Below are 22,621 nucleotides of genomic sequence, written 5' to 3'. Positions count from 1 at the left end.
GGGCTATGATGACAACAGTGCGTGTTATATTGCAAAGGTGTGCACGGGGAATATGTAGTAATAAGGGTCGGTACAGTGCGAATCAGGTACTGCTTTTTTGCATACTTACGCTGAGCCTGTGGACGCCATTTCTCGGTCCGGCGTTGCGCCATCCTGCCGTGTACATACGGCACAAGAGCGTGAAAAACATCTACCTTGCATTCGTAGATCCGCTCATGCACACTGCAGAACAGTGGGGAATAGATACGGTATTTCCTCTTTTGCGCGAGAGTTTTTTGCATGCGACAGGTTTGATACAGCATCCGGAGTGGGAAGATACGTTTTATCACTGCGAGCAACGCTCTTATGAGCCAGCTGCTGCCCTGGCGGAGTCTGTGCCTTCTCCTGTCTTACAGGAGGCCGTGGCCGTTTCCCCTCCGGGGGTGGCGGTTAACGATTCTGTTGCGGAAAGAAAAACAACTGCTCCCGCACGTGTCTTTTCGCGTACAGCGCTTCGTATTTTGATGTGTGGAGATTCCCAAATGCGTTACCTTACCGGCGGTGCGTTGCAGGTGCTAGGGACGTCTTCGCACGTGCAGATTCAAGAAGTGACGGTTAGTTCTTCTGGTTTTGTGCGGACCGATTATTACCACTGGCCACGAAAATTTCTCGCGCTCCTGGATACGCACACCCAACAAGAACCATATGCAGCGGTAATTATGGCATTTGGTATGAATGACTATCAAAATTTTTATGATGCGGATGGCTCTTTGTGTGTGACGAAAACTGCACGCTGGGAACGCGCGTATGAGCAAAAAATGCGCGCCTGTTTGAATATTATTCTGCACACAGTACCGAAGGTGTATCTGTTGGGTATGCCAGAGACACGTAACAAACAGTTGAATGAGAAGCTTGTGTACATCGAGCACGTACAAAAGAAAGTAGTGGCGCAATACGATCCGCAGCGGGTGCGCTATTACTCCCTCAAACCAATTGTACCCGGTGTACACGGAACATATGCAAGCGCGATAAGGGACACGCACGGCCGTTGGGTACACGTGATGCACAAAGACGGCATCCACTACACCATAGAGGGTGGTGCGTACGTTATGGAAACTCTCTTACCCCTTATTCTTGCAGATTTGGAACGGTCTCGTCACGGATACATGCGTTCTTCTCTGGGGTCGCATGAACTCCCTGCGACGAAGGGGATGGAAAGAGCACGTCACGCGTCAACTCGAACATAGGGATAAACCGCACCGTTGTATCCTGCATGACAGGGGGTGCGTCCTGCAGGGGGTTATCGTACGTCCACACCGTTGCCTGCACTTGCATAGTGCTGTTTTGGTCACCTGAGAATGTTACCGTAAAGGGGAGTGGTGGGCGCGCCTGCGATATGAACCGTACCACAGATCCCTGCTCCAAACGCGTAAAAGGCCTATCTGCTTCGTACGCAGCAGTTCCGTGTGGAGAGGTGATGCGCAGTTCGATTGCCTGCGCGCGCAACTGAGAGCGCACCTCCAGGACGTTGATGCGTCCGCCAAAGTAACTGCGAGAGTCCATGGAGATCTGGAGGTGATCCTGTGCCTTTTGTATTTCCGCCGTGGACAGCCGCGCGTGTGTGCGTGCACGTATATGCCGAGGAATGGGCAGTGGAGAGTGAAGCGAAAGGGTGAGCCCCCTCTCACTAATGCGATAGCATGCGGTAATTTCCTGTGGGATACGCGTGCTTGACAGTGAAACGCTCCAGAGCACACCGTTGATAACGAGCACAGTCAGTAATGCACCAGAAAGCAGAAGGTTTCTCCTACGTATGAAGGGGATGCGAGGGTGGGATTTTTCCCGTTCAAAAAAGAGAGTGAGCATAAAAAGCATAAACGGAACACAACCGAGTGCAAAAAATACGTTGCTTTGGTGGAAGGATAACGGCGCGGTAACCGCACTGTTCTTTAAGTATGCGTAAAGGAAGGGAGCGAAGAGAAGAAACATCATTGCAAGCATTATCCGTCGTGTAGTCTTTCTCTGTGCGCTAAAGAAGACAAGCGAGAGCGCATACTCTAGAGCGAAGACTGCTGAGAGTGAAAAATCGATAACAGAAAAAAGGACCGCGTACAACAGACAGAGTGTGCTTGCAAGATATCCTCCGATAAATCCGTTGTGCAACATGGAATCTCTGATTGTCTTGCTGTTTGCCATGCACACGCACGAGAGTGCAATTGCGATGCTGTGCTTTACTATGAGTGCAAGAAGCGGTAATGCACCTGTTGATGTGTGCGTGCCAAAGCGGATAAGAAAAAAAAGAGCGGTAAGTTGTGTTGCAACGAACACGCTACACACGCTCAGTACCCCTAAGATAGCAGGGAGCCACCACATGGCTAAAATAGTGTTCCAGTAATGCCTTTTGCGCGAGTCAGAAAGAAAACTAAAAATAGCCAAAGAGAGCAAAAGAGTGATGACAGCGCCTAAGATAAGAATCACGAAAAATTGCTCTCGAATGAGGTAGAGCGTGCCGCCGTACGAAACACTCACGTAATGCGTGTCCCATTCTTCTGAGTACACCTGGGTAAGGAGTGCCGGGAGCGTGTGCAGTGCACCTGGAGGGTACAACGAATTTTCCATCCTTACCGCAGGAATATGCTCCTTGATGTAGAGTGCATGGCGTGGGTCCTCGTGCAACCATCCAAGCCGGTGCAATATGGCGTCAAAGTCCCGATAACGGATGGGGACGTGGTGTGATGTTAGGTGTTGGTATACTGCTTGAAGAAGCCAGGGTGGGCACACTGTACGGTGTGCCCCCGTGTGCAAGCGCGGTGGTCCTGTAGTTTCGTCGAGTATCAGGACTATTGGCGCCTTATAGGAGGAGATGAGCGAGATGAGTTTTTTAGTTCCTGTAAGCCGATCGACGGGCACAAAATCAGGAACGGGAGGATGGTCGTGTGCAGTTATTGCCACGAGTACCGACACGTCTGGGGTCTGGTGCTCAAAGTCCTGCACCAGCAAGCGGAGCTGCTGTACCGCACGCGTCTCGCGTTCTTGCGCTTCACGCGATGCAGTGAAGACGACGAGCACATCCGTTCTTGGTCCAAAGAAGTGAAGCTCGTTTTCCTGTGCGTGTACAAAAATACCACAGAGCACGAAAAGCAGCGCGCGGCACACCCGAGTCATGACTTGTTATCGGTAGGGAGTGCGCCGGTTTCGAACCATGTCTCTATGCGCTTGTAGGAGCTATTAATCCTGCGCACTATATCGGCTGCCTGTTCGGACGTGTGCGTACACGTGAAGACGTCAGGATGGTATTTTTTCAGCAGTCGTTTCCACGACTGCTTGCAGTAGGAGAGGGGGAGCCCTGCAGGTACTGAAAGGACTGCAAAATCCTCAACGAGTTCAGGAGGAACAGGGACGCGCACTGGTCCTGGGGGAGGGTTCTTTTTTGGCGGCGGTCGGCGCTCCATGCGTCCTGCACAGGTGCGGTACTTGCCGCCGCGGTTGTCCCATTGATCGAAGGGGTCTTCGTCGGAGTTGAGCCGGTCGCGTAGGATAGCACCGATTCGCTCGTAAAAGCTGGTCATAGACATGTTCCTTTTTGAATAATGTCGCCGAAGCGTGCGCCTTCTCCTGCGTGTACGGAGCGTTGGAGTACTGCCCCCACAAACAGGTTGGCGTGTTCGGGAGCTTCCCCGGCAGAAAGATTTGCCTCGCTGCGCACTATTACCAGGTTCTCTTTTTGGAGCACAGTCCCACGGGGGTATGCGTGGAGATAGTGAAGAGAGCGGTTAGATTTCTGGTAGTGAGCGCGTTCTGAGGGAGCAAGCACCTTCTCTCCTGAACCGATGACGGCGCGAACAACGTGCGGGGCATACCCACGCTCGTGTAGAAAGGAGATAATCTGTGAGGGAGAACGGCGAGCGCATGAGTTGAGCGCCGCTGTCATGGTGCGAAAGTCGGCAGGATCTAATGCAATGGAGTCATCGAGTCCTGCATCTGTTCGCGAGAGGCAAATGTGTTTTTCGACGATGCAGGCGCCGTGTGCACGGGCAAGGAGCGGGACAAGGAGCGGGTCTACGCTGTGGTCGCTGACGCCGACGTTGATATTGAAGATGGTAGCAAGCGCAGGCAGCAGCGCAAGGTTGTACTCTGTCTCTGGAGCAGGGTATGCGGTGATGCAGTGCAGTAAGGCGTGGGAGCTGCCCTGCTTGGTATACTGGCGGCATTGGGCAAGGGCCCCTTCGATTTCCTTCAGGAGGCAGACTCCACTTGAAAGTATAAGTGGAAGTTCTGCAGCAGCGAGTGTGGAGATAAGGGTGGGGTAGTTGAGCTCTGGGGAAGCTACCTTGAGGAAGTCTGGTTTCAAGGCGAGCGCCTCTGTTGCAGAGCGCGGGCCAAAGGGGCTGATGCCGACTAGCATACCCCTGCTTCGTGCGTGGTTAAAGCACTGCGCATAAAAGGAAAGTGGAACTTCTAACTCCTCAAAGCGCTGGTAGAGGGAAACTGCTCCGCTGGGAAGACGGACAGCCCCCGTCAGCGGGTGCAGTATTTCGTGCGCGTAGATGAGCTGGAATTTGACCGCAGCTGCTGCTGCGTCTGCAGCTGCGTCTATGAGCGCCCGCGCGCGGTCAAACGAGCCCGCGTGTGCGGAGCCGATTTCAGCGATGGTGAGTATATCCGCGTCTGGGCGAAAACAACGTCCCCCGCACGTGAACATGGGGCATTGTACGCCAAACGCGTGATTGGTGTATAGCTTTCCTGATCGGTAGGCAATCCTTGCCGTGGTTTGTATGGGTAAGAGGCAGGTGCTAAGATAGTGTGCGCTTGTCAGACATCTATTTTTGCAGTACCGTCGTGTCGGCCCTGCGGGTGCCGAGGATGAACGGCATGTTGCGCACGAGCGTGTTGGTATGTATTGGGTGTCTCTCTGCTGCAATCCCTGCGCGCTTAGGTGCCCGTGCGGTGCCGCCTCTCTCTAGTGCGGTGGTAGATGAGGCGGCACTCCTTTCTGTGCAGGAGGCGCGTGGTATTCGCGCCCTTCTAGAGGGGCTTGCGCGCCCTTCTGGAGATGGCTCTTCCAGATCGCATCCTTCTCCTGCGCCTGAAGCTCATGCGCGTACGCTCCATGACGGTACGCCGTTGCAGATAGCGGTTTTGATTGTTGATTCGCTCCAGGGGGATAGTCTTGAGGATTTTTCATTGCGTGTGGCTCAGGAGTGGGGTATCGGCAGTCGTGCGCAGGATACAGGAATTGTGTTAGTGATTGCGCGCGCGGAGCGTAAAGCACGCATCGAAGTAGGATACGGTCTTGAAGACCGCGTCACCGACGTGCATGCACATCAGCTTATCCGTGGGACGCTCGCGCCGTGTTTTCAAGCTGGCGCCTATGCACAGGGTGTGTACGAAACGGTGTTGCGTTTGGCTACCCTGGTGCGGGGTCAACACGAGGTACAGCAGTTCATGCAGCCGCGCTCTGTGCAACCTGCGGTACCGCGCCGGGGTCCAGTGAGAAATAGTGCCGGGAGCGTGTTTTTCTTCCTGCTGCTTTTTTACTGTCTGGGGGGCCGGCTTTTGCCAGGGGGAGTGTTGTGGCCATTGCTGTTCTTCGGCACTCGGCGGCGTTATGACCCGTTCGGGTCAGGGTTTAGCGGCGCATTCGGGGAGTGGGCAGGGGATGGAGGAGGGTTTTCTGGCGGTGGTGGTCGCTTCGGTGGAGGCGGGGCCTCTGGTTCTTGGTAGCTGCTCCTAGCACAGCACGGTTTCTTTTTCTGTACGGGCAGTCTCTCTTGGAAGAGGTGTATCTATAGTGTGCTCGGTGACGCACGGGAAAAGCATAAGGAGTGAGAACAATGACTGAAGAAGCTATGCGCGCGATGGCACTTTCCATCCGCAGTTTGACGATAGACGCCATCGAACGGGCGAATTCTGGTCACCCTGGTTTGCCGCTGGGCGCAGCAGAGCTTGCTGCCTGTTTATATGGGACGATCTTAAAGCATAATCCGGCGAATCCTAGCTGGTTTAATCGGGATCGTTTCGTCCTGTCTGCAGGACACGGGTCTATGCTCTTGTATGCTGCGCTCCACCTTTCTGGGTACGACGTTTCGCTTGAGGATATTAAGAACTTTAGGCAGGTAGGCTCCCGGTGTCCTGGCCATCCTGAATACGGTTGTACCCCCGGTGTGGAAGCAACAACCGGTCCATTGGGTCAGGGTATCTCTATGGCGGTGGGTTTTGCGCTTGCAGAGGCAATGCTTGCGGCACGTTTTAATACTGATGAGCATGCCGTTGTAGATCACCACACCTATGCGCTTGTGGGGGAAGGCTGCCTTATGGAGGGCGTTGCCTCAGAGGCTTCTAGCTTTGCCGGCACTATGCGTCTGGGCAAGCTCATCGTTTTTTATGATGAGAACCACATCAGCATAGACGGATCTACCGATCTGACCTTTAGCGAGGATGTGGCTAAGCGCTACGAAGCGTATGGCTGGCAGGTGCTGCGCGGTTCTATGTATTCGTATACGGATATTATGGATCTCACTGCGTGTGCAAAGCGTGACGATCGGCCTTCTCTCATTATCCTGCGTTCGATTATTGGAAAGGGTGCGCCTACCGTTGAAGGGAGCGCGCGTGCCCACGGCGCCCCGCTTGGGGAAGCGGGGGTGAGAGAGGCAAAAAAGGCATTGGGACTTGATCCTGCGTGCTCTTTTTTTGTAGCGCCTGAGCTTACCGCTGTTCTCCAGAAACGAAAGTGTGAATGTGCGCATGTCGAGGACTCGTGGAATGAGCTCTTTGAAGCATGGAGCACGCAGTATCCTGAAAAACGTGCTGACTGGGACGCTGCTTTTGTTCCCGGAGGGGTAAGTACTTCGCAGCTAGCTCGTGTTGTCTGTCCCCATTTTGAGAAGGGTTCGTCACTTGCTACTCGGACTGCTTCTGGAAAGGTGCTCGACGCGCTCTGCTCTGTGCTACCGAATCTGGTAGGTGGCTCTGCAGATTTACGCGGGCCGAATGCGGTAGCGGTCTCTTCGTTAAGACCATTTTCTGCAGAGCATCGTGCAGGCGGCTACTGTTATTTTGGTGTGCGCGAGTTTGCCATGGCAGCCATTGTGAACGGAATGCAGTTGCACGGCGGTTTGCGTGCGTTTGGCGCTACGTTTATGGTTTTTTCAGACTACTTTCGCCCTGCGCTCCGTCTTGCGGCGCTCATGCGCATCCCTTCTGTTTTCGTTTTAACACATGACTCTATTTTTGTAGGAGAAGATGGGCCGACGCACCAACCGGTGGAGACGCTCGCTGCGCTGCGTGCGATTCCCAACGTGCTTGTTCTGCGCCCTGCTGACGCAGAAGAAACGTTTGAAGCTTGGAAAATAGCGTTGCTGCACCGCAGTGGTCCTGTGTGTATCGTTTTGAGTCGGCAGAACGTGCCGGTTTTTGAGAAAAGTGACAGTTCGTGGCGCTCTACGGTGGAGGAGTCGGGGGCCTATGTAGTGCGCGAAGGGGGTGCTACGCCTGAGCTGACTGTCTTGGCAAGTGGCTCTGAGGTGGATTTGGCGTTGCGTGCCGCGCAGCTGAGTAAAAGACGTGTGCGTGTGGTGTCTGTACTGTGCAAGGAGCGTTTTGAGGCAGCAGGGGACGAGGTGCAGCGGCGCATACAGGGAGGAGCACGCGTTGTAGTGGCTGAGGCAGGGGTGTATCAAGGCTGGGGAGCGTGGGCAAAGCGGGAAAAATGCCTTGTGCTCGACCGTTTCGGAGAGTCAGGCCCTGGTACGCAGGTGGCACAGGCGCTGGAATTTACCGCCGAAGCGCTGGTGGAAATAATCCTTGATTGGTTAGCATAAACGCGTCAGTAAAGAAGGGGCGGACGGTGCTGCCGCGTAAGATAAGCGGTACTCATTCGCCTGACTCCTGTACCCCATAGTTTCCGTATATGCGCGTGCGTTTGCGCGTCCGGAACGCGTCTTCTAACAGTGGACCGAGCATCAGAGATTGGTATTGTTTTTGCATTTCTTCTACCTCTGGGCGAAGCACTGGGTGTTTTGGTGCGAAGAGTGTGCAGCAGTCCTCGTACGGACGGATAGAAATGGCGTACGTACCGATTTCTGTGGCGGTGCGGATAATATCTTCTTTATCTGCACCAATGAGCGGGCGGAATATCGGCAGATGCGTGCACGCGCTGGTCACCGTTAGGTTCTCAAGCGTCTGACTTGCTACCTGTGCAAGGCTTTCTCCAGTGATAAGGCAACGTGCGCGCTGTTCCCGCGCTACGTGCTCTGCAATGCGCATCATGCACATACGAAGCAACAGTGTGAGGGAAGGGGCAGGGGCGTGTGTTTGGAGCTGTTTTTGAATGTCTGTCAACGATACGACTGTCAGCGTGGTACTAAGTCCATAGCGCGCCAATACCTTTGCCAGGTCTTCAACCTTTTTCTGTGCTTCAGGAGGGGTGTAGGGATAAGAGTGGAAATACAGACAGTCAATGTGCATGCCACGAGAAAGCATTCGGTACCCGGCTACCGGGGAGTCAATGCCGCCGGATAACAGGAGTAGCCCGCGTCCTGAGACGCCACAGGGTAAACCACGCAGGCCGCGACGTCGGGCACCATACAGAAAGGCTTCGCGCTCGCGCACTTCTATGAAAATGACCACGTCAGGATGATGGAGATCCACGGACAAAGCGCCTGATTGGTGGATAACCGCGCCGACTTCCCGTGCAATCTCACTCGAGGTACGGCAGAAGCGTTTGTCCGCGCGCCGCGCCTCTATTCTGAATGTTCGCTTTCCTTCGCGCGCAGCGAGCGTCGCCTCAGCATGTGCACACCGTGTGATCGCTTCCATAGTTTTGGGGCACGCCGTAGCAGCAGCCCAACCGGTAATTCCCAGCAGGTACGAGAGGGCTTGCTCAGCGGTGGTCTGTGCTTCAAAGGAGGCCGGGACTGACAGATACAGCCTGCCTGCGCGGACAGTAACGTGAGGGTTTATGCTTCGTAGCATGAGCGTGAGGTTGCGCTCAAGCTGCACTTCAAACTGTCTACGGTTCCCCTTCTTTAAGCTGAGCTCACCGACGTGTGCAAGATACTGCGTACTTCCGTTCACCACGTGTTAGGTATATGGTTTTATCCAGGCAGTGTCACCTAGATAGCGGAGGTACATTCTCCTTTCAACCGAGTGAAGCTACGAGCGCTGAAGTACAGACGATGAGCATAATTCCGTATGAGGTAATGCTCACGACAGAGAGCACCGCTTGTGCATGACGAGTGTTCTTCTGCATGCGATAAAAAATACCTGCCCGGCTCGCCCAGGCCAAATAACCGACAGCCATCAGGGGGAGTGCTAACCCCGCTGAAATACTGAGCACCGCTGCGACGCCAAGTCCAACTGCATCTAAGCTGAGCACCAGAATCATCACAAACAACGCAGCAGGGCAAATAAATAAACCGCTCAAGAGCATAGTACCCCACTGCATGTGGGCGACTGTTCCTGTCCGCATACACACGGCAGTGTGCGCGCTGCAACCGCAGGAGAAATAGCGCCCGCCCGAAGGGAAAAGGTGCATCAGCTCATGCACGAGAGAGAAAAGCGCTAAGAAGGTGAGCAATCCGTAGGAACCCACCTCCATGTACCACATTGTGCGTGCACTGTGTGCACCGATTGCGCCGGAAACACCTCTAAATGCAGAAAGCAAGAGCAGGGAAGCTGCGCCATGCAACGCCGCAAGTAACGCTGCAGTGAGCGCAGGTTCCCACACAGGTGCGTTCCTCCCCAGGTAGAAAGAAAAAAGCGCTGCCTTTCTGTGTCCTGGTCCTAAGGCGTGCAGAACGCCATACGCAAAGGAGAGCATTACAGTAATCCACCACGCGCGTGTTGAATGGGTTTTGCTCCACTGTACTATGGCGGCACCGAGGCGTTGATGGACGAGCGCGTATCTGCGCAGCAAAAGCTCCGGGGTGCGCTGCCTCCGCGGGCGCGCGGGAGCGCCGCCAAAAAAAGGATTAGCAAGGACGCCTGTGGCGCACGCGGCAAGCGCGCACAGGATACACGCGCGAACGCGCACCCCTACTTTCTTCATACGCTCTCAACTCCCCTTGGAAAAGGACCTTAGGGGGCAGTGTAGCGCAGGAGAATCTCTTTTGGGTAGTAGGTATGCAGACCGGGACGCCAGTGTTCGTATTGGGGAGTGCTTTCTATGCTATCGAAGGGGTCGTAGTACACAGGAGCGGTTCGGTTTTCAACAATTTCGTAGGAAGGCTGCACGCGCGCCTTATCGCACACAAAGCGTACGGTGTCGTGTTCTGCATAACGAAAGTCGCAGAAAAATGAGTGGTCATAGAGTGCAAGATACAGTGTTCGCCGGGTTCCTGGGGGTGCGGACTTAGCGTGCTGGTAGCTAGAAAGGTCAATGGAGAAGTGATAAGACAGCGTACCGTCTTTCTGACTGACCGAGAAATGCTGCACTGACTGGGGACTTGTACGTGCTGCTTGAGAGCGAGCACGTCGCGCATGCGACTCCCCGGAACGGATGAAGGTAAAGAAAGAATAGTGTTTGGTATGGATGAAGGCATTTTCAAACACCTGCTGTGTTTCTTTTTTGTCAAACAGCCCGTCTTTATTGGTATCGTATCCGCTAATGATATCGGCGCTGAAAAACGGATCAAACTCCCAGGTAATATGCGCGCGTTGAAGCACCCCCTTCTGCCACTGAAAGGTTACTTTCGTGCGGATAAAAACGTGCGGATGCGCCCACAGCGCTCCGGTTCCCCCCGCACAGATGATAAGCAGGGTCCGCACCGCGCGCCACATTCGTTTTTTCACACCACCTCCCTGCTGTCAGATTACTTGAGTATTGCACTACACCGCCACCCTATTAAATAATGCGTGCACAGTTTACTCAACAAGGTAAAAGGTTGGCGTTAACTATGGAAAAATCATTTATTTTGCAACAGCAGGGGATCAGCTTTGCCAAGCACACATTTACCCAAAAGCTGATGGAGCACCTGGGACTCATAGAAGTTCAGGGACCTCTTCTGAGCCAGGTGGGTGACGGGATCCAAGATGGTCTTTCAGGTCGGGAGAAGGCGGTTTCCGTCTCCGTGAAGCAGATCCCGGGTACTGCCTTTGAGGTTGTGCACTCGTTAGCAAAGTGGAAGCGCCACACGCTTGCCCGCTACGGCTTTCAGGATAATGAGGGTTTGTTTGTACACATGATCGCGCTCCGCCCGGATGAAGATTTCTTGGATCAGGTGCGCTCTGTGTGTGTGGATCAGTGGGATTGGGAGAAGGTAGTACCGGTAGGGTCGAGAAATCTTGCGTATCTGAAGGACACGGTGCGTAAGGTCTACGGTGCTCTTCGGGAGTCGGAGGTGTTGGTAAGTGAGAGGTTCGGCCTACGGGCGTTTTTGCCTGCGGATATTGTATTTGTACAGAGCGAGGAGCTGGTGCGGCGTTATCCGCATTTAGACAGCAAGGGGCGTGAGGATGCTATTTGCAAAGAGCATGGTGCGGTGTTCCTGATTGGGATCGGTGGTGTGCTTTCTGACGGCAAGCCGCACGATGTGCGCGCTCCAGATTACGATGACTGGACGACGCCTTCCGAAGGGGAATACAAGGGCCTGAACGGCGATATTTTGGTGTGGAATCCAGTGTTGGGGCGTGCGTTTGAAGTGTCTTCGATGGGGATACGGGTGGACGAGGGTGCGCTTCGCACGCAGCTGGCTCTTACTGGCGATGAGGATAGTCTGGCATGCAGCTGGCACCAGGATCTGATCAATGGTCGTCTTCCTCAATCCATCGGAGGTGGTATCGGTCAATCCCGTTTGGCGATGCTACTCCTACAAAGGAAGCATATTGGTGAAGTTCAGGCCAGTGTATGGCCGCGGTCGGTGAGGGAGGAGTTCGAGAACATTCTTTGAGTGAACCGTAGTGGGAGTAAGCTGGGTTGTTGCATAGGGGTGCGCTCCGCCCCGGCATGCAACCCGTCGGTGCGTCTTTCCTGCATAGTTCTTGGGAGGTGCGGGTTCGATCTGTTTTGCCTCGCCTTCGAGGTTGGTTCTATGACATAAAAAGACCGCTGACCTGTTATCAGAGGATAGTCTTTTTGGTATACTGCCGGCGCGTGTGCGGAGGAGGACGCTATGGCCGGGAGTGCGGGGTTTTGGCTGCTCGCAAAGCTCAGTGGGGGGATGGTCTGTGGCGTTGCGCTCGGGCTGTGCGTTAATGAGTCGGTCATGGCCATTATCCACACGGGGAAAACGCTTATCGGCGGGGTTGTTTTTTTTGTTATTCCCCTAGTTATTTTTGGTTTTATTGCCCCTACTGTCCTGAGTCTGAAAGCGAGTGCCGGTAGGATGCTAGGCTCGTTTCTGGTACTTTCCTATCTCTCTTCGGTGGGTGCCTCCCTTTTTGCCACCGCGATGGGGCGTGTTGTTATCCCGTATCTTCGGATCCCGCGCACGGTGGAGGGTTTGCGTACAATCCCTAAGGTTATCTTTACCCTTGAGATTCCGTCTCTTATGCCCGTGGTCACTGCACTTGCTTTTGCTCTCTTGGTGGGGCTGTCTGCCCTCTGGGTAAAAGCACGTGCGGTGGAGCAGGTGCTGTATGAATTTCGTCGCATGATGGGTGAAGCTATTAGCCGAGTGTTGGTGCCGCTGCTTCCCTTTTTTGTGGCGGCTACCTTCGCAGAACTTGCGTACAGCGGGAGTTTAACTCGTCAGCTGCCGCTTTTTGCCAAAGTGGTAGCGGTCGTCATTGTGGGTCATCTCCTGTGGCTGTGCGTGTTGTACCTGGTGGGGTGGATACTGTCACGCAAAAATCCGTTCGAGGTACTTCGTCATTATGGAGCGGCGTATGCGACTGCGCTGGGCACGATGTCGAGTGCAGCAACACTGCCGGTTTCGTTACAATGTGCGCACAAGTCACGGGCACTGCCTGCAGAAATTGTGGATTTTGCGATCCCGCTGGGTGCAACCACACATCTGTGCGGGTCTGTTCTGACGGAGACCTTTTTTTGTCTAACGATAGCGCAGATGTTGTACGGGTCCATGCCCTCTCTTGCAGATATGGTGCTGTTCTCCTGTTTGTTCGGCATTTTTGCCGTAGGTGCGCCGGGGGTTCCAGGGGGTACGGTGCTTGCGTCGCTCGGGCTGGTGCTTGATGTGTTGCACTTTGATACCACAGGAACCGGTTTGCTCATTGCGATATTTGCTTTGCAAGACAGTTTTGGGACTGCGTGTAACATCACTGGGGATGGCGCCCTGGCACTGATGCTGCGTGGACTTCGCTATACCCCTGCGGGCGAACTGCGTTGGGCGTGAAGAGAAGTAGCGGCTCGTGCCCTGCAGGGATCCGGGAGCGTCGTGCGCTCCGTCTGAGTTTGTACCCGCGAGTCTAGAAAGAAAGGTGCTGGAGTAACTCGGCGGGCGTCCTGATAAGCACGTGGGCTTGCGCCTGGGATAGCTCCGTCTCGTCTCGAAAGCCCCAGAGCACTCCCACGCTGCGCACTTGCGCTGCGGACGCGGTGCGTATATCCACGGCGGTGTCTCCGACGAAAAGCGCCTCCGCCGTCTCCACGTTTAGGGTACGCAGGATCTCAAAAAGCCCAGCAGGATCTGGTTTTACGGGTACGCCTTCGCGTTGGCCAAGCACCACTGAGAAAACATTGTCCCCAAAAAAAGCAGACGCTACCTTCTGCGCGATAGAATGTGGCTTGTTGGAGAGAATGGCGAGTTCTATGCGGCGTCGTTTCAACTCCACAAGCATCTCAGGAACCCCCGGATATACAGTACAGCGTTGGAGAAAGTCTGCCTCATACGCGAGGCAGTAGCGCTGTAAAAATTCATCCTCAGAAATAGTCTGAGCTGCAGCGCCGTAATGAGCAAGCACGCGCTGAATCAGTGCGCGCGAACCATCTCCTAAAAACAGCGCAAACTTTTCAGAGGGAATTGGGGGTAAATGGTAATGGGCAGCCTGCATATTGACGAAGTAGGCAATGGTCCCCAGCGTATTCGTTAGCGTTCCATCAAGATCGAATATACACGCGCGCGTCATGGGCCGCATGGTAATAAAAAGGGCGCCGAGCAGCAAGATATCCCTATTTTTTTCCTTGTCTGTGTATCGACTGCGCGTGCACACCTGCAGCAGGGGGGTCGTGGAAAATAGACGTGTAGTGAGACTCCCCGTCGTGCGTCAAGTCGATAACCGTGAACAGCAGGATAACCAAAATAGGACCGAGCACCATACCGTTAAAGCCGAACGTCTGCACCCCACCGAGCATAGAGAAAAAAATAAGCAATGGATGGATGCGCATTTTATTTTGCAGCAACAACGGGCGCAAGAAACTGTCGATGATAGTGATTGAACTTCCAGCGACAAACAAGAAAAGGGTGCCGCGCATCCACCCGCTCGTAAATCCAATGCTAATTCCCACTGGGAGCCACACGCAGGCGCAGCCGACCAGTGGTAAGAATGAGGCGAAGAAGGTGAGCATTGCTAAAGCCATCGGTCCTTCCACGCGGAAGATTCCGTAGAACACAAATGCAACGCAGGTCTGATAAAAAGCAATGGAGAATAGACCTTTGAACAAATGACGCGTTGCCTCTTTGCATTTTTCTAACAACTGTGCGCTTGCGCGCTTCCTCAAGGGTAGTGCAGCGATGAGCAGACAGGACAAATGTTCCCCATCGAGAAAGAAAAAGTATAGGGTAAAACTAAAGAACAACGTGGAAAGGGCTGCGCGAGCGATGTTTTTGACAAAAATTTGTGTATACACAAACACCGATTCTACATGCTTGCCGAAGAACCGTAGCAGATGCTCCTCCACATTGAGGGTAGAGATATCAACCGTTCCTCGGGAAAGTTTAAAAATAAGCGCGGTAAAGCTCCGTTGCTTTGCACCTTCAAATAGATCGTATTCCCTGAAGAAGAGCGAAAGTTTGTCAAACAAGAGCTTTCCCTGTCCAAACAAACTAATTGCAATGAAAAAAAATACAGTGGTCACCAGAAGGGTAATCACAAGTGAAAATACCGCTGCGAGCATCTTTTTTTGAAAGCGCGTCGCTCGGGTAATCGCCGCGGTACATCCATCCTCTCCATTCATGTGAGAAACGAGATGTCGAGTACGCGTAAAAGCATGCATATCTATTCTTGCACACAGTGCGCGATAACACGGTGAAAGCAGGATAGCAAGGATGCTCGACCAGAGAAGCACCGTTAGGTAGGGTACGAACAGCATGCACACGAGTACAAACATGAGCGCGAGGAGCACGAAGAGCGAGATAGTTTGTGCGGGTGACTGTTTTTCCATGGTAATCCCCTTTGCGCAAGGTCACAGCGTGCCTGGAGTATCGGTTGGTTTACCCTTGAACGATTGCGTCTTTTTTTGTTAGCCTGAGGGGTCCTCGGCGCCGTGCCCAAGTGGTAAGGGAGAGGTCTGCAAAACCTTTATGCATCAGTTCGATTCTGATCGGCGCCTTCGTTCGGCCTGCGCGTGTCTTGGCGGGTGCTTCTCTCTTTTCCCAGTTTTGTATTGTCACGGAGTTTGCGTTACATGCAGTCCTTGGAGCCGTTGATCACTAAGCAACTGAGACCTGCGCCCGTTGGGGTTCCTGAGGGAACCCCGCAGCAGGTTCTGTACGTGCTAACGTGGTCGGCACTCACCCAGGTGGACAAGTATCGCATTTCTACTGCGGTACCTGCAGTGTCAGGTGTGTACGAGTTGTACTACATGGATGAAGCGCGCGCGCTTAATCTCCTGACTGCGGCGCACGCGTGGTATGGGGGATTGCGGGGAAATGTACGCGCAGCAGTTGACCCGCATGAGACAGCAGATCCAGCGCGCAGAGCGCTGCTTACCGATGCAACGCTCTACTACCGTTACTCGGTTTCGCATTCGCGCGACGATATGTGCGATCTTGTGTGGTTTTTGCACACGCAGTATTTTCCTGGCAGCGTACGTGTGCAGCATTCAGGGCGCTACAGCGCCATTTTTGTGCAGGAGCGCGCTCCGGATAGAGTTTATTGGCTTGAGGATCTGCCGCACAGGACGGAGCGCGGATCGATGCAGACGCGCGTGTCAAAGTGAGGATAGGACACCATGGAAGAATTTATATTCTGGAACTTGTCCGTCATACACGCGGTGCAGCAGGCTGCGCACCCTGTGATAACACACGCGGTTGTTCTTTTTACCTTCTTTGGAGGGAAGGGTATCGCCCTGTGTTCGCTCTGGGTGCTGTGGTGCGTAGAGTACCGAAAGGGTTTAGCCATTGCCTACGCATTGGCATGTAGCGAGGGGCTCAATTACGCCCTGAAGGGGCTGTTGCGTGTCCCGCGGCCCTTTGTGCGTGACCCGTCGGTGAAACTTGTGTTCCACGATGGTTTTTCTACACCCTCCGGGCATGCACAGGCGAGTGCTTTGTTTGTGTTGCTCGCGCGTAGCTATCCGTCTGCGAAGACTCCTGTTCCCTGCTTTTGTGCGCCAGGTTGTGGAACCGATAGGCAGGTAGGGGATCGGGAGAACCCGTCGTCTTATGGACAGGAGCGTACCCCGCTGGCGCGCACTGCATGGACGGGCGTGGCGGGCGTGCTATTTGTAGGAGTCATTGGGCTTTCTCGTGTGTATTTGGGCGTGCACTATCCTATTGATGTGCTTCTTGGTTGGTTAAACGCAGTACTTTTTGGCGCGCTGATTCTCGGTATGCGGCGCGCGCTCAGGCGTGGGGTTGTGTTCTTTACGCGCATACAGGAGGTCTCAGGACGCAGTTTTGCGGGGTTGCGCTTTTCTGCCGTGGTGTGCATAGCACTCTTGCTAGCTGTCGGTGGGGCGGATGTGTCGATGTGTGGTGCATTCTGCGGGTTAGGAGCAGGGCACCTCTTTATCTTTGATCGTTGGGTTACGCGCAGGGCACCTGCAGGCGGCGTGGGGTTTCATGCTGCTGGGGGGTCTTTCACCCAGAAGGTGGTGCGCTTTTGCGTAGGGTGTGTGTTCTGTAGTGTGGTGTCTTCTGCGCTTCATGCACTGTTCTCGGGTGCGCCCGCTGAGTATGCACGCCTGTTGCGTTTTGTGCGTTATGGTATAGGAGCTTCCCTGAGTACGGGAGTGGTGCCGCTGCTTTTTCTCCGTGTGGGACTTGCAGGCGGCTTGCCTTTTCACGCACCTGCGCCCACGGCCGTGAGGGAACGGTAGCTGATGCGCGCACATGAGTATGCGCTCGACGATGACATCGTCGCCATTGCCACGGCGCTCAGTCCTGCCGCGTTAGGTATTGTCCGCACGAGTGGGAGCAGCTCCATTGAGCGTGTTGCGTCCTTTTTTTCTCGTGCGCAGGCTCTGACGCGCGCACGTGCGCATACGTTTCTCCACGGATGGATTTTGGACGGAAAGACACGGGTGGATGAGGTAGTACTGCTGGTGTACCGCGCACCGCACAGTTTTACGGGAGAACATGCGGTAGAAATTATTTGTCATGGGGGCGTGCGTACCGTACAGGCTGTGTATCGGCTCTGTCTTGCGCAGGGGTTCCGTGCCGCCCAGCGAGGTGAATTTAGTTTTCGTTCATTCTTTCATGGTAAAAGGGATTTGACGCGTATTGAGGCGATTCAGTCACTAGTTGATGCACGCACGTGTGCGGCGCAGCAGCAAGCGGTGTTGCACCTTTCAGGTGCGCTGCAGCAGGAGATAGCAGCGCTTACCCGTGCGTTACTCGCGTTTTCAGCCACGCTTCAGGGGGAAATTGAGTATCCGGAAGATGAAGAAACGCGTGTGCACGATATCGATATGCGTGAACTTGAACCGTTGGTAGAACGTCTGCGCAGGCTCCGTGCCTGCTGGCAGGAGCGTGCGCTGCAGCGAACGGGAGTGCGCATCGTGCTCGGCGGTTGTCCAAATGCGGGTAAATCATCTCTTTTCAACGCTCTTTTAGGACAGGATCGTGCCATCGTTTCGTCCGTTCCGGGTACAACGCGCGATTGGCTTGAAGCAGACCTTGATCTATCGGGCATTCCAGTGCGTCTGTGTGATACGGCAGGCTTACGAGTAACTGACAATCCTATTGAGGCACAGGGAGTGGTACGCAGCGAGCAACTCTTGCAGGGAGCAGATTGCGTTTTTTACATTATTAATGGACGTGCAGGTGTGCAGGCTGCAGATTGCGCTTTTCTTTCGGACTGTGCAGTACCCTTGGTAGTGGTAGTTACCCACAACGATTTGATGTCTATGTCTGAGCGCATACAGGTGTGTCAGGCAGTGCAGCCGTTTATATCGGCACCGGTGTTGTCGTGTGCGCGCAGTCAGGACGCGCGCGGGGCGGGGGAGCAGTGTTTAGCAGGGGGAAAGAACGGGGAGGTGAGGGATCGTGCGCCGCGCGCATTCGTGTGTGTAAGCGCAAAGACTCACGCGGGGTTGGACGCGCTCCGTGCACAGACACTCCACCTGCTGCACGGCGGTCAGGTGCCGTACGAGGAGCTTTCTCTTGGCTCAGAACGCCAGTACGTATTGGTAGACGCCGCAGTGCAGGCGTTGGAGCATGCACAGGAGGCGTATGCACGTGGGTTCGGGTTGGATGCAGTGGTGCACGATCTGGAAGAGGCGCTCTATCATTGTGGGGCGCTTACTGGAGAAGTGCACAGCGAAGATATCCTAGATGCGCTGTTTGAGAAGCTCTGTGTGGGAAAGTGACCTGCAGGTACGGGAGATACGGGCGCGTGTGACTGATTAGTTATATTTCTTGGGGATGCAGCGTCAGGTAACTTTTTTCGGTAGAAAGGTGGAGGCGCGCGCCGTCTGAGTCTATGTGCACGCACGATCCTGCGCGCAACGTTCCGTGAATCATGCGCAGCGCAAGCTCATTTTCAATTTCTTGCTGCAATACGCGGCGCAGGGGGCGTGCGCCCAAGAATGGGTCAAAGCCGTGTTCAAGACAGTAGGCCTTTGCAGCCGCGCTGTAGCGCAGCACAATATCTTTACCGCGTAGGCGTTCTGCGAGCTTCTTCAGTTCGCATTCTAAAATTTCCTGCAGGGTCTCTCGCTCAAGCGGAGCAAACACTACGCACTCGTCAACGCGATTGAGAAACTCCGGAGAGAAGATGCGTTTTATTTCCCGGAGGGCCTGTACGCGCAGCTGACGGTACTCGATGTTTCGCGCGCGTGCGGTTTGAAAGCCAGGAACGTTTTCCCCCAGGCCGCGTGTGCCTGCATTGCTGGTCATGATGATGATAGTGTTGCGGAAGTTCACCGTGTGCCCCAGGTTGTCTTGCAGCTCTCCTTCTTCTAACACCTGGAGGAGAACATTGAAGACATCTGGATGCGCCTTTTCAATTTCATCCAGAAGGATGACAGAAAAAGGGCGGTGCCGTACGCGCTCGGTAAGTAGACCGCCATTTTCAAATCCCACGTATCCAGGCGGTGCTCCCATGAGGCGTGAGGTGTTGTAGCGTTCCATGTAGTCGCTCATGTCAATGCGGATGAGCGCGTCTGCTGAACCGAAAAGAAATTCCGCGAGTGTCTTTGCCAAGAGCGTTTTGCCTACACCGGTCGGTCCAAGAAACAGGAAGGAGCCAATGGGGCGCGTGTCTGAAGAGATGCCGACACGCGCGCGTACGATAGCGCGCGCGAGCGTTGCAATGGCCTCGCGCTGCCCACGCACGGTGGCACAAAGATCCCGTTCGATATTGGTAAAGCGGCACAGCTCATCCCCTTCGAGCGAATGTACCGGGATATCGGTCATGAGAGAGACAGCCTGTGCAACATCTTCTGCAAAGATAGACAGCGCTTCGCGCGCGCTCCACTCTACCTTCAGCGCGTGGAGCCGTCTGCGCAGCTGCACCACATCGGTGTGTAAGGAACGCGCGCGCGCCCAATCTTCAAGCGCAATGGCGCGCTCAGTCTCTGTGGTAAGATTAGCAACTTTTATGGAAAAGGAACGCAATACCTGCGTATCCGCGCGCTGTTGTACCCGTTTCATGGCTCCTACTTCATCCATAAGATCAATTGCCTTATCTGGAAAGAACCGCTCAGGGATGTAGCGCCGTGAAAGCTCAACAATTTTTTCAAGCGCATCGCTTTGGTATATCACCTGGTGATGTCGTTCGTAGTGTGATTTTATTTTGCGTAAAATAGTGCAGGTTTCTTCAAAGCTCGGTTCACGCACGAGCACCGATCGGAATCGGCGGGTGAGAGCTGCGTCTTTTTCAAAGTAACGGCGATACTCTGCCAGGGTTGTTGCCCCAATGCACTGGATTTGTCCGCGTGCAAGGGCCGGCTTGAGCATGTTGGCGGCGTCCAAAGACCCCTGCGTGCCTCCTGCTCCGATGAGTGTGTGCAGCTCATCGATGAAAAGGATGACTTTTTCAGTTTCTTCCACCTCCTTAATAATGCGTTTGAGCCGCTCCTCAAACTGGCCGCGGTACTTTGTTCCTGCTATGACGGCGGCAAGGTCTAGGGAAACGACGCGGGTGTGCAGCAGGATGTGCGGGACCTCCTCCCGAACGATGGCGTACGCGAGCCCCTCAACGATGGAAGTTTTCCCGACACCTGGCTCTCCGATGAGCACCGGGTTATTTTTTCCTCTCCGGCACAGGATTTGAATGACGCGGGTAATTTCTTTGTTTCGTCCGATGACCGGATTGAGGGCGCCGGCGCGCGCGCGTTCGGTAAGGTCGGTGCCGTATTCGTCAAGGACACTTGCAACTTTCCGCTCGAGCCGGGTGCGGGTGGTATCAGAATGAGGTGAGGATATAATGCTCGCGTTTCGCAGGTCATCGAGCGAGAGTCCTTCTCGGATGAGGCTTTGGAAGAGAGGATTTTGCTCCTCTCGGGCAAAGGCGATAACGAGGTGTTCGGTACCGATGTAAGCGCACCGCAGGGAGCGTGCTTCCATTGCTGCGATGTCGAGCAAGTGTTTGACGCGTCCTGAGACGGGCAGGTCCTGGGGACTGGCGACGTCTCCCTCATTGGTAAGGACGTGTTGCTCGAGGATGAGGCGGACGGTAGCGACATCTTCAATGAGTTTTTCGATGAGCTTGTAGCCGCGGCCTACTTTGTGCTGAATGAGGGCGAGCAGAATGTGCTCTGGCTGAAGGAGCGAGGCGCGAGCCTCACGCGCAACGGTCTGACCGAGCTCGAGCAGTACCTTACGGGCATTTGCGGATAGGTCCTGTAACACGGGGCCCTCCCTGCGGCGGTGGCGGGGAGTGTAGCGCATGTGTGCGGGGAACGTAAAGAGCGCGGCGTGGAGCAAAGCAGGGGTGCGCCACGGCAGGCTAGTTGAGAATATCAAAGAGAGAAAGTTTTTCGTGTAGTTTTAAAAAGCGTCGTGCGCGCTCGATGCCTTCAGCAGCCGGTTCAAAGCCCGGATCCTGGCGCAGCGTCAGCTGCCACGCAGTAATTGCTTCTTGGTAGCGCCGCTGGTCATAAAAGCGCAGCCCCACTAGATAGGACTCTTTGACCAAGAGGGCCTGATCCGCCTGGGTGCCGCCGTTGGGTATGAGCCACTTCAGCCCTACTGACACGTGGTGTGGGTGGGCGGCTTGGAAAATCTGGTCGTACCGGTACCCCATGTCGAGGTGGAAGGAGCCAATGCGGATTTCTGCGCCGCCTGAGAGGGCGTAGGCCCCTCCTTCACACGCAGCAGAGGCGAGGAGGGTAACGTGTTGGGTACAAAAAAACATGAACCCAACACTGCACACCGGCGACTCCCTTTTGGTGAGGGTTTGCTGCAGCCCGAGACTGAACAAAAACGCATACACCGGCCGGTAGGCAAAGCCGACGGCAATGGCCGGATTGAGGTGTTCGACTTGGCAACTGTTTGTTTTTACCGAGATCCCGGCATTTTTGAGCACCAACCCCACGTGCATGTTCGGCTCATTTGAGCCAAAGTTCTTTGCCACAGAAAAGGCAGCGCGCAGGCCCAAGTCACCCGCGACGGTCACGTGGCTGTCAGTTTTACCCTTGCGGAATCCCATCTTGAAATTGCAGCCAAAGCTTACGCCCTTAAAGCGATACTGGCCACAGAAGGTGTGAGACGCATTGGCTATTGCCACGAAGCCTTTTCCCTGTTTGCCCTGGTGTCCGCCGTTCTTATTGCCACCACTGTTGCCCCCGAAGAAGGACTTGAGATCTGACTCAGAAGAGAAGGCGCGCACGGAGGCGCCGTAGCCGGTGTTCTGCGTACGTCGCGCAAACGAAACCGTTTCGGTGTGTGAGTCATGGATCTGCGAGTGGTGGAACAGAGCAACTTCCCCGCGGCTGAGCCCGGCGCTGCCGGCAGGGTTAGCTTCAAAGAAGCTGGCGTCATCTGCCAGCGCTGTAAAGCTCACCCCGAGGTATTCGTAGCGACCGCCAGATGGAATGAGGAACTGGAGAAACTGTTCCTTGCCGGGGTGCTTGCCATCACTGCCGGAACCACTGGACCCTGCGGCTGTGGCCACTGCCGCCTGCATACCACGTCCGCTCGCCAGGACCGGTAAGAGCGCAAAGGCAAGAAACGCAGCGCCGACCTGAGGCTCCCATCTCGGCCTCCTGCGCACCGAACACGATATCATAGGGACCGCGCCATTCTGACGCATTCGCGCAGGAAAAGCAACGTGTCTTTTTCAAAATAAATAAAAGAAGAAGAACTCACCACCACGCCGCGCCCTTGCATGACCTGGGTGCCTTTGGTACACTCGGCGC

18 protein-coding genes and 1 tRNA gene are annotated in these 22,621 nt (G+C 54.7%); 9 read left to right on the top strand and 10 right to left on the bottom strand.

Features of this window, described 5'->3' with window-relative positions; translation table 11 throughout:
- The first annotated feature begins 8 nt into the window (after positions 1-8).
- Positions 9-1,226 carry a DUF459 domain-containing protein gene (locus TPANIC_RS05320; RefSeq protein ID WP_014342806.1) on the top strand — a complete coding sequence of 406 codons (1,218 nt, stop codon included), beginning with the start codon at positions 9-11 and terminating at the stop codon, positions 1,224-1,226.
- On the opposite strand, the gene TPANIC_RS05430 is transcribed toward TPANIC_RS05320, so the two are convergent.
- The 3 genes from TPANIC_RS05430 to TPANIC_RS02770 are packed head-to-tail and all read right to left on the bottom strand — an operon-like array spanning position 1,108 to position 4,681.
- Complete coding sequence (locus TPANIC_RS05430; RefSeq protein ID WP_010882011.1) at positions 1,108-3,144, bottom strand: hypothetical protein; 2,037 nt, start codon at positions 3,142-3,144, stop codon at positions 1,108-1,110. The genes TPANIC_RS05320 and TPANIC_RS05430 overlap by 119 nt on opposite strands.
- Positions 3,141-3,554: a J domain-containing protein gene (locus tag TPANIC_RS02775; RefSeq protein ID WP_010882010.1), complete on the bottom strand. Its 414-nt coding sequence runs from the start codon at positions 3,552-3,554 to the stop codon at positions 3,141-3,143. Before TPANIC_RS02775 ends, TPANIC_RS05430 begins: the two co-directional genes overlap by 4 nt.
- Positions 3,545-4,681 carry an N-acetylneuraminate synthase family protein gene (locus TPANIC_RS02770; protein WP_010882009.1) on the bottom strand — a complete coding sequence of 379 codons (1,137 nt, stop codon included), beginning with the start codon at positions 4,679-4,681 and terminating at the stop codon, positions 3,545-3,547. The genes TPANIC_RS02775 and TPANIC_RS02770 overlap by 10 nt, the downstream gene beginning before the upstream one ends.
- 161 nt (positions 4,682-4,842) lie before the next feature.
- Between TPANIC_RS02770 and TPANIC_RS02765 the strand changes: the two genes are divergently transcribed.
- Positions 4,843-5,703 carry a TPM domain-containing protein gene (locus TPANIC_RS02765; RefSeq protein ID WP_235214003.1) on the top strand — a complete coding sequence of 287 codons (861 nt, stop codon included), beginning with the start codon at positions 4,843-4,845 and terminating at the stop codon, positions 5,701-5,703.
- 110 nt (positions 5,704-5,813) lie between these two features.
- Entirely contained in the window at positions 5,814-7,799 is a 1,986-nt protein-coding gene (gene tkt, locus TPANIC_RS02760; protein ID WP_014342805.1) for a transketolase, read from the top strand.
- 52 nt (positions 7,800-7,851) lie between these two features.
- Here tkt and thiI read toward each other — a convergent pair whose 3' ends face one another.
- The 3 genes from thiI to TPANIC_RS02745 form a co-directional block, all read right to left on the bottom strand.
- The gene (gene thiI, locus TPANIC_RS02755; protein ID WP_010882006.1) at positions 7,852-9,057 is read right to left on the bottom strand and encodes a tRNA uracil 4-sulfurtransferase ThiI; all 1,206 of its coding nucleotides are present in this window, start codon (positions 9,055-9,057) and stop codon (positions 7,852-7,854) included.
- 61 nt (positions 9,058-9,118) lie between these two features.
- A complete protein-coding gene (locus TPANIC_RS02750; RefSeq protein ID WP_010882005.1) occupies positions 9,119-10,027 on the bottom strand; it encodes a nickel/cobalt transporter in 909 nt (302 codons plus the stop codon).
- Positions 10,028-10,056: 29 nt separating this feature from the next.
- Positions 10,057-10,770 carry a DUF1007 family protein gene (locus TPANIC_RS02745; RefSeq protein ID WP_010882004.1) on the bottom strand — a complete coding sequence of 238 codons (714 nt, stop codon included), beginning with the start codon at positions 10,768-10,770 and terminating at the stop codon, positions 10,057-10,059.
- Between the two features lie 104 nt (positions 10,771-10,874).
- On the opposite strand from TPANIC_RS02745, the gene asnA reads away from it, so the two are divergent.
- Together asnA and TPANIC_RS02735 are read left to right on the top strand one after the other, a co-directional pair.
- A complete protein-coding gene (gene asnA / locus TPANIC_RS02740; RefSeq protein WP_010882003.1) occupies positions 10,875-11,867 on the top strand; it encodes an aspartate--ammonia ligase in 993 nt (330 codons plus the stop codon).
- A 222-nt stretch (positions 11,868-12,089) separates the two neighbouring features.
- Positions 12,090-13,271: a dicarboxylate/amino acid:cation symporter gene (locus TPANIC_RS02735; RefSeq protein WP_014342482.1), complete on the top strand. Its 1,182-nt coding sequence runs from the start codon at positions 12,090-12,092 to the stop codon at positions 13,269-13,271.
- Positions 13,272-13,344: 73 nt separating this feature from the next.
- Here the strand turns inward: TPANIC_RS02735 and TPANIC_RS02730 are convergent, their stop codons facing one another.
- Positions 13,345-14,013: an HAD family hydrolase gene (locus TPANIC_RS02730; protein WP_010882001.1), complete on the bottom strand. Its 669-nt coding sequence runs from the start codon at positions 14,011-14,013 to the stop codon at positions 13,345-13,347.
- 34 nt (positions 14,014-14,047) lie between these two features.
- Positions 14,048-15,259, bottom strand: coding sequence for an AI-2E family transporter (locus TPANIC_RS02725; RefSeq protein ID WP_010882000.1), 1,212 nt, complete (start codon positions 15,257-15,259; stop codon positions 14,048-14,050).
- A gap of 96 nt (positions 15,260-15,355) precedes the next feature.
- On the opposite strand from TPANIC_RS02725, the gene TPANIC_RS02720 reads away from it, so the two are divergent.
- From TPANIC_RS02720 to mnmE, 4 genes are all read left to right on the top strand, one after another.
- Positions 15,356-15,427, top strand: a tRNA-Cys gene (locus TPANIC_RS02720).
- A 75-nt stretch (positions 15,428-15,502) separates the two neighbouring features.
- On the top strand, positions 15,503-16,036 hold the full coding sequence (locus TPANIC_RS02715; RefSeq protein ID WP_010881999.1) for a hypothetical protein: 534 nt from the start codon (positions 15,503-15,505) through the stop codon (positions 16,034-16,036).
- A 12-nt stretch (positions 16,037-16,048) separates the two neighbouring features.
- Positions 16,049-17,137: a phosphatase PAP2 family protein gene (locus tag TPANIC_RS02710; RefSeq protein ID WP_010881998.1), complete on the top strand. Its 1,089-nt coding sequence runs from the start codon at positions 16,049-16,051 to the stop codon at positions 17,135-17,137.
- A 3-nt stretch (positions 17,138-17,140) separates the two neighbouring features.
- Positions 17,141-18,628: a tRNA uridine-5-carboxymethylaminomethyl(34) synthesis GTPase MnmE gene (mnmE, locus tag TPANIC_RS02705; RefSeq protein ID WP_010881997.1), complete on the top strand. Its 1,488-nt coding sequence runs from the start codon at positions 17,141-17,143 to the stop codon at positions 18,626-18,628.
- Positions 18,629-18,668: 40 nt separating this feature from the next.
- On the opposite strand, the gene TPANIC_RS02700 is transcribed toward mnmE, so the two are convergent.
- Positions 18,669-21,113 carry an ATP-dependent Clp protease ATP-binding subunit gene (locus TPANIC_RS02700; protein ID WP_010881996.1) on the bottom strand — a complete coding sequence of 815 codons (2,445 nt, stop codon included), beginning with the start codon at positions 21,111-21,113 and terminating at the stop codon, positions 18,669-18,671.
- Positions 21,114-21,210: 97 nt separating this feature from the next.
- Positions 21,211-22,515, bottom strand: a complete 1,305-nt coding sequence (locus TPANIC_RS02695; RefSeq protein ID WP_010881995.1) for a UPF0164 family protein — start codon at positions 22,513-22,515, stop codon at positions 21,211-21,213.
- Positions 22,516-22,621 lie beyond the last annotated feature (106 nt).

This window comes from Treponema pallidum subsp. pallidum str. Nichols (assembly GCF_000410535.2).
Classification (GTDB): domain Bacteria; phylum Spirochaetota; class Spirochaetia; order Treponematales; family Treponemataceae; genus Treponema; species Treponema pallidum.
The sequence above is the reverse complement of the archived record's forward strand: the minus strand, read 5'-3'. Positions and strand labels throughout refer to the sequence as shown.

Bases quoted from the DNA above. Each gene is read 5' to 3' on its own strand.
- TPANIC_RS02715 (WP_010881999.1), top strand. From the start codon at position 15,503: ATGCAGTCCTTGGAGCCGTTGATCACTAAGCAACTGAGACCTGCGCCC.
- TPANIC_RS05430 (WP_010882011.1), bottom strand. From the start codon at position 3,144: ATGACTCGGGTGTGCCGCGCGCTGCTTTTCGTGCTCTGTGGTATTTTT.
- asnA (WP_010882003.1), top strand. From the start codon at position 10,875: ATGGAAAAATCATTTATTTTGCAACAGCAGGGGATCAGCTTTGCCAAG.
- mnmE (WP_010881997.1), top strand. From the start codon at position 17,141: ATGCGCGCACATGAGTATGCGCTCGACGATGACATCGTCGCCATTGCC.
- TPANIC_RS02710 (WP_010881998.1), top strand. From the start codon at position 16,049: ATGGAAGAATTTATATTCTGGAACTTGTCCGTCATACACGCGGTGCAG.
- TPANIC_RS02770 (WP_010882009.1), bottom strand. From the start codon at position 4,681: ATGTTCACGTGCGGGGGACGTTGTTTTCGCCCAGACGCGGATATACTC.
- TPANIC_RS02765 (WP_235214003.1), top strand. From the start codon at position 4,843: ATGAACGGCATGTTGCGCACGAGCGTGTTGGTATGTATTGGGTGTCTC.
- tkt (WP_014342805.1), top strand. From the start codon at position 5,814: ATGACTGAAGAAGCTATGCGCGCGATGGCACTTTCCATCCGCAGTTTG.
- TPANIC_RS02750 (WP_010882005.1), bottom strand. From the start codon at position 10,027: ATGAAGAAAGTAGGGGTGCGCGTTCGCGCGTGTATCCTGTGCGCGCTT.
- TPANIC_RS02730 (WP_010882001.1), bottom strand. From the start codon at position 14,013: ATGCGGCCCATGACGCGCGCGTGTATATTCGATCTTGATGGAACGCTA.
- TPANIC_RS02775 (WP_010882010.1), bottom strand. From the start codon at position 3,554: ATGTCTATGACCAGCTTTTACGAGCGAATCGGTGCTATCCTACGCGAC.
- TPANIC_RS02735 (WP_014342482.1), top strand. From the start codon at position 12,090: ATGGCCGGGAGTGCGGGGTTTTGGCTGCTCGCAAAGCTCAGTGGGGGG.
- TPANIC_RS05320 (WP_014342806.1), top strand. From the start codon at position 9: ATGACAACAGTGCGTGTTATATTGCAAAGGTGTGCACGGGGAATATGT.
- TPANIC_RS02695 (WP_010881995.1), bottom strand. From the start codon at position 22,515: ATGCGTCAGAATGGCGCGGTCCCTATGATATCGTGTTCGGTGCGCAGG.
- TPANIC_RS02725 (WP_010882000.1), bottom strand. From the start codon at position 15,259: ATGGAAAAACAGTCACCCGCACAAACTATCTCGCTCTTCGTGCTCCTC.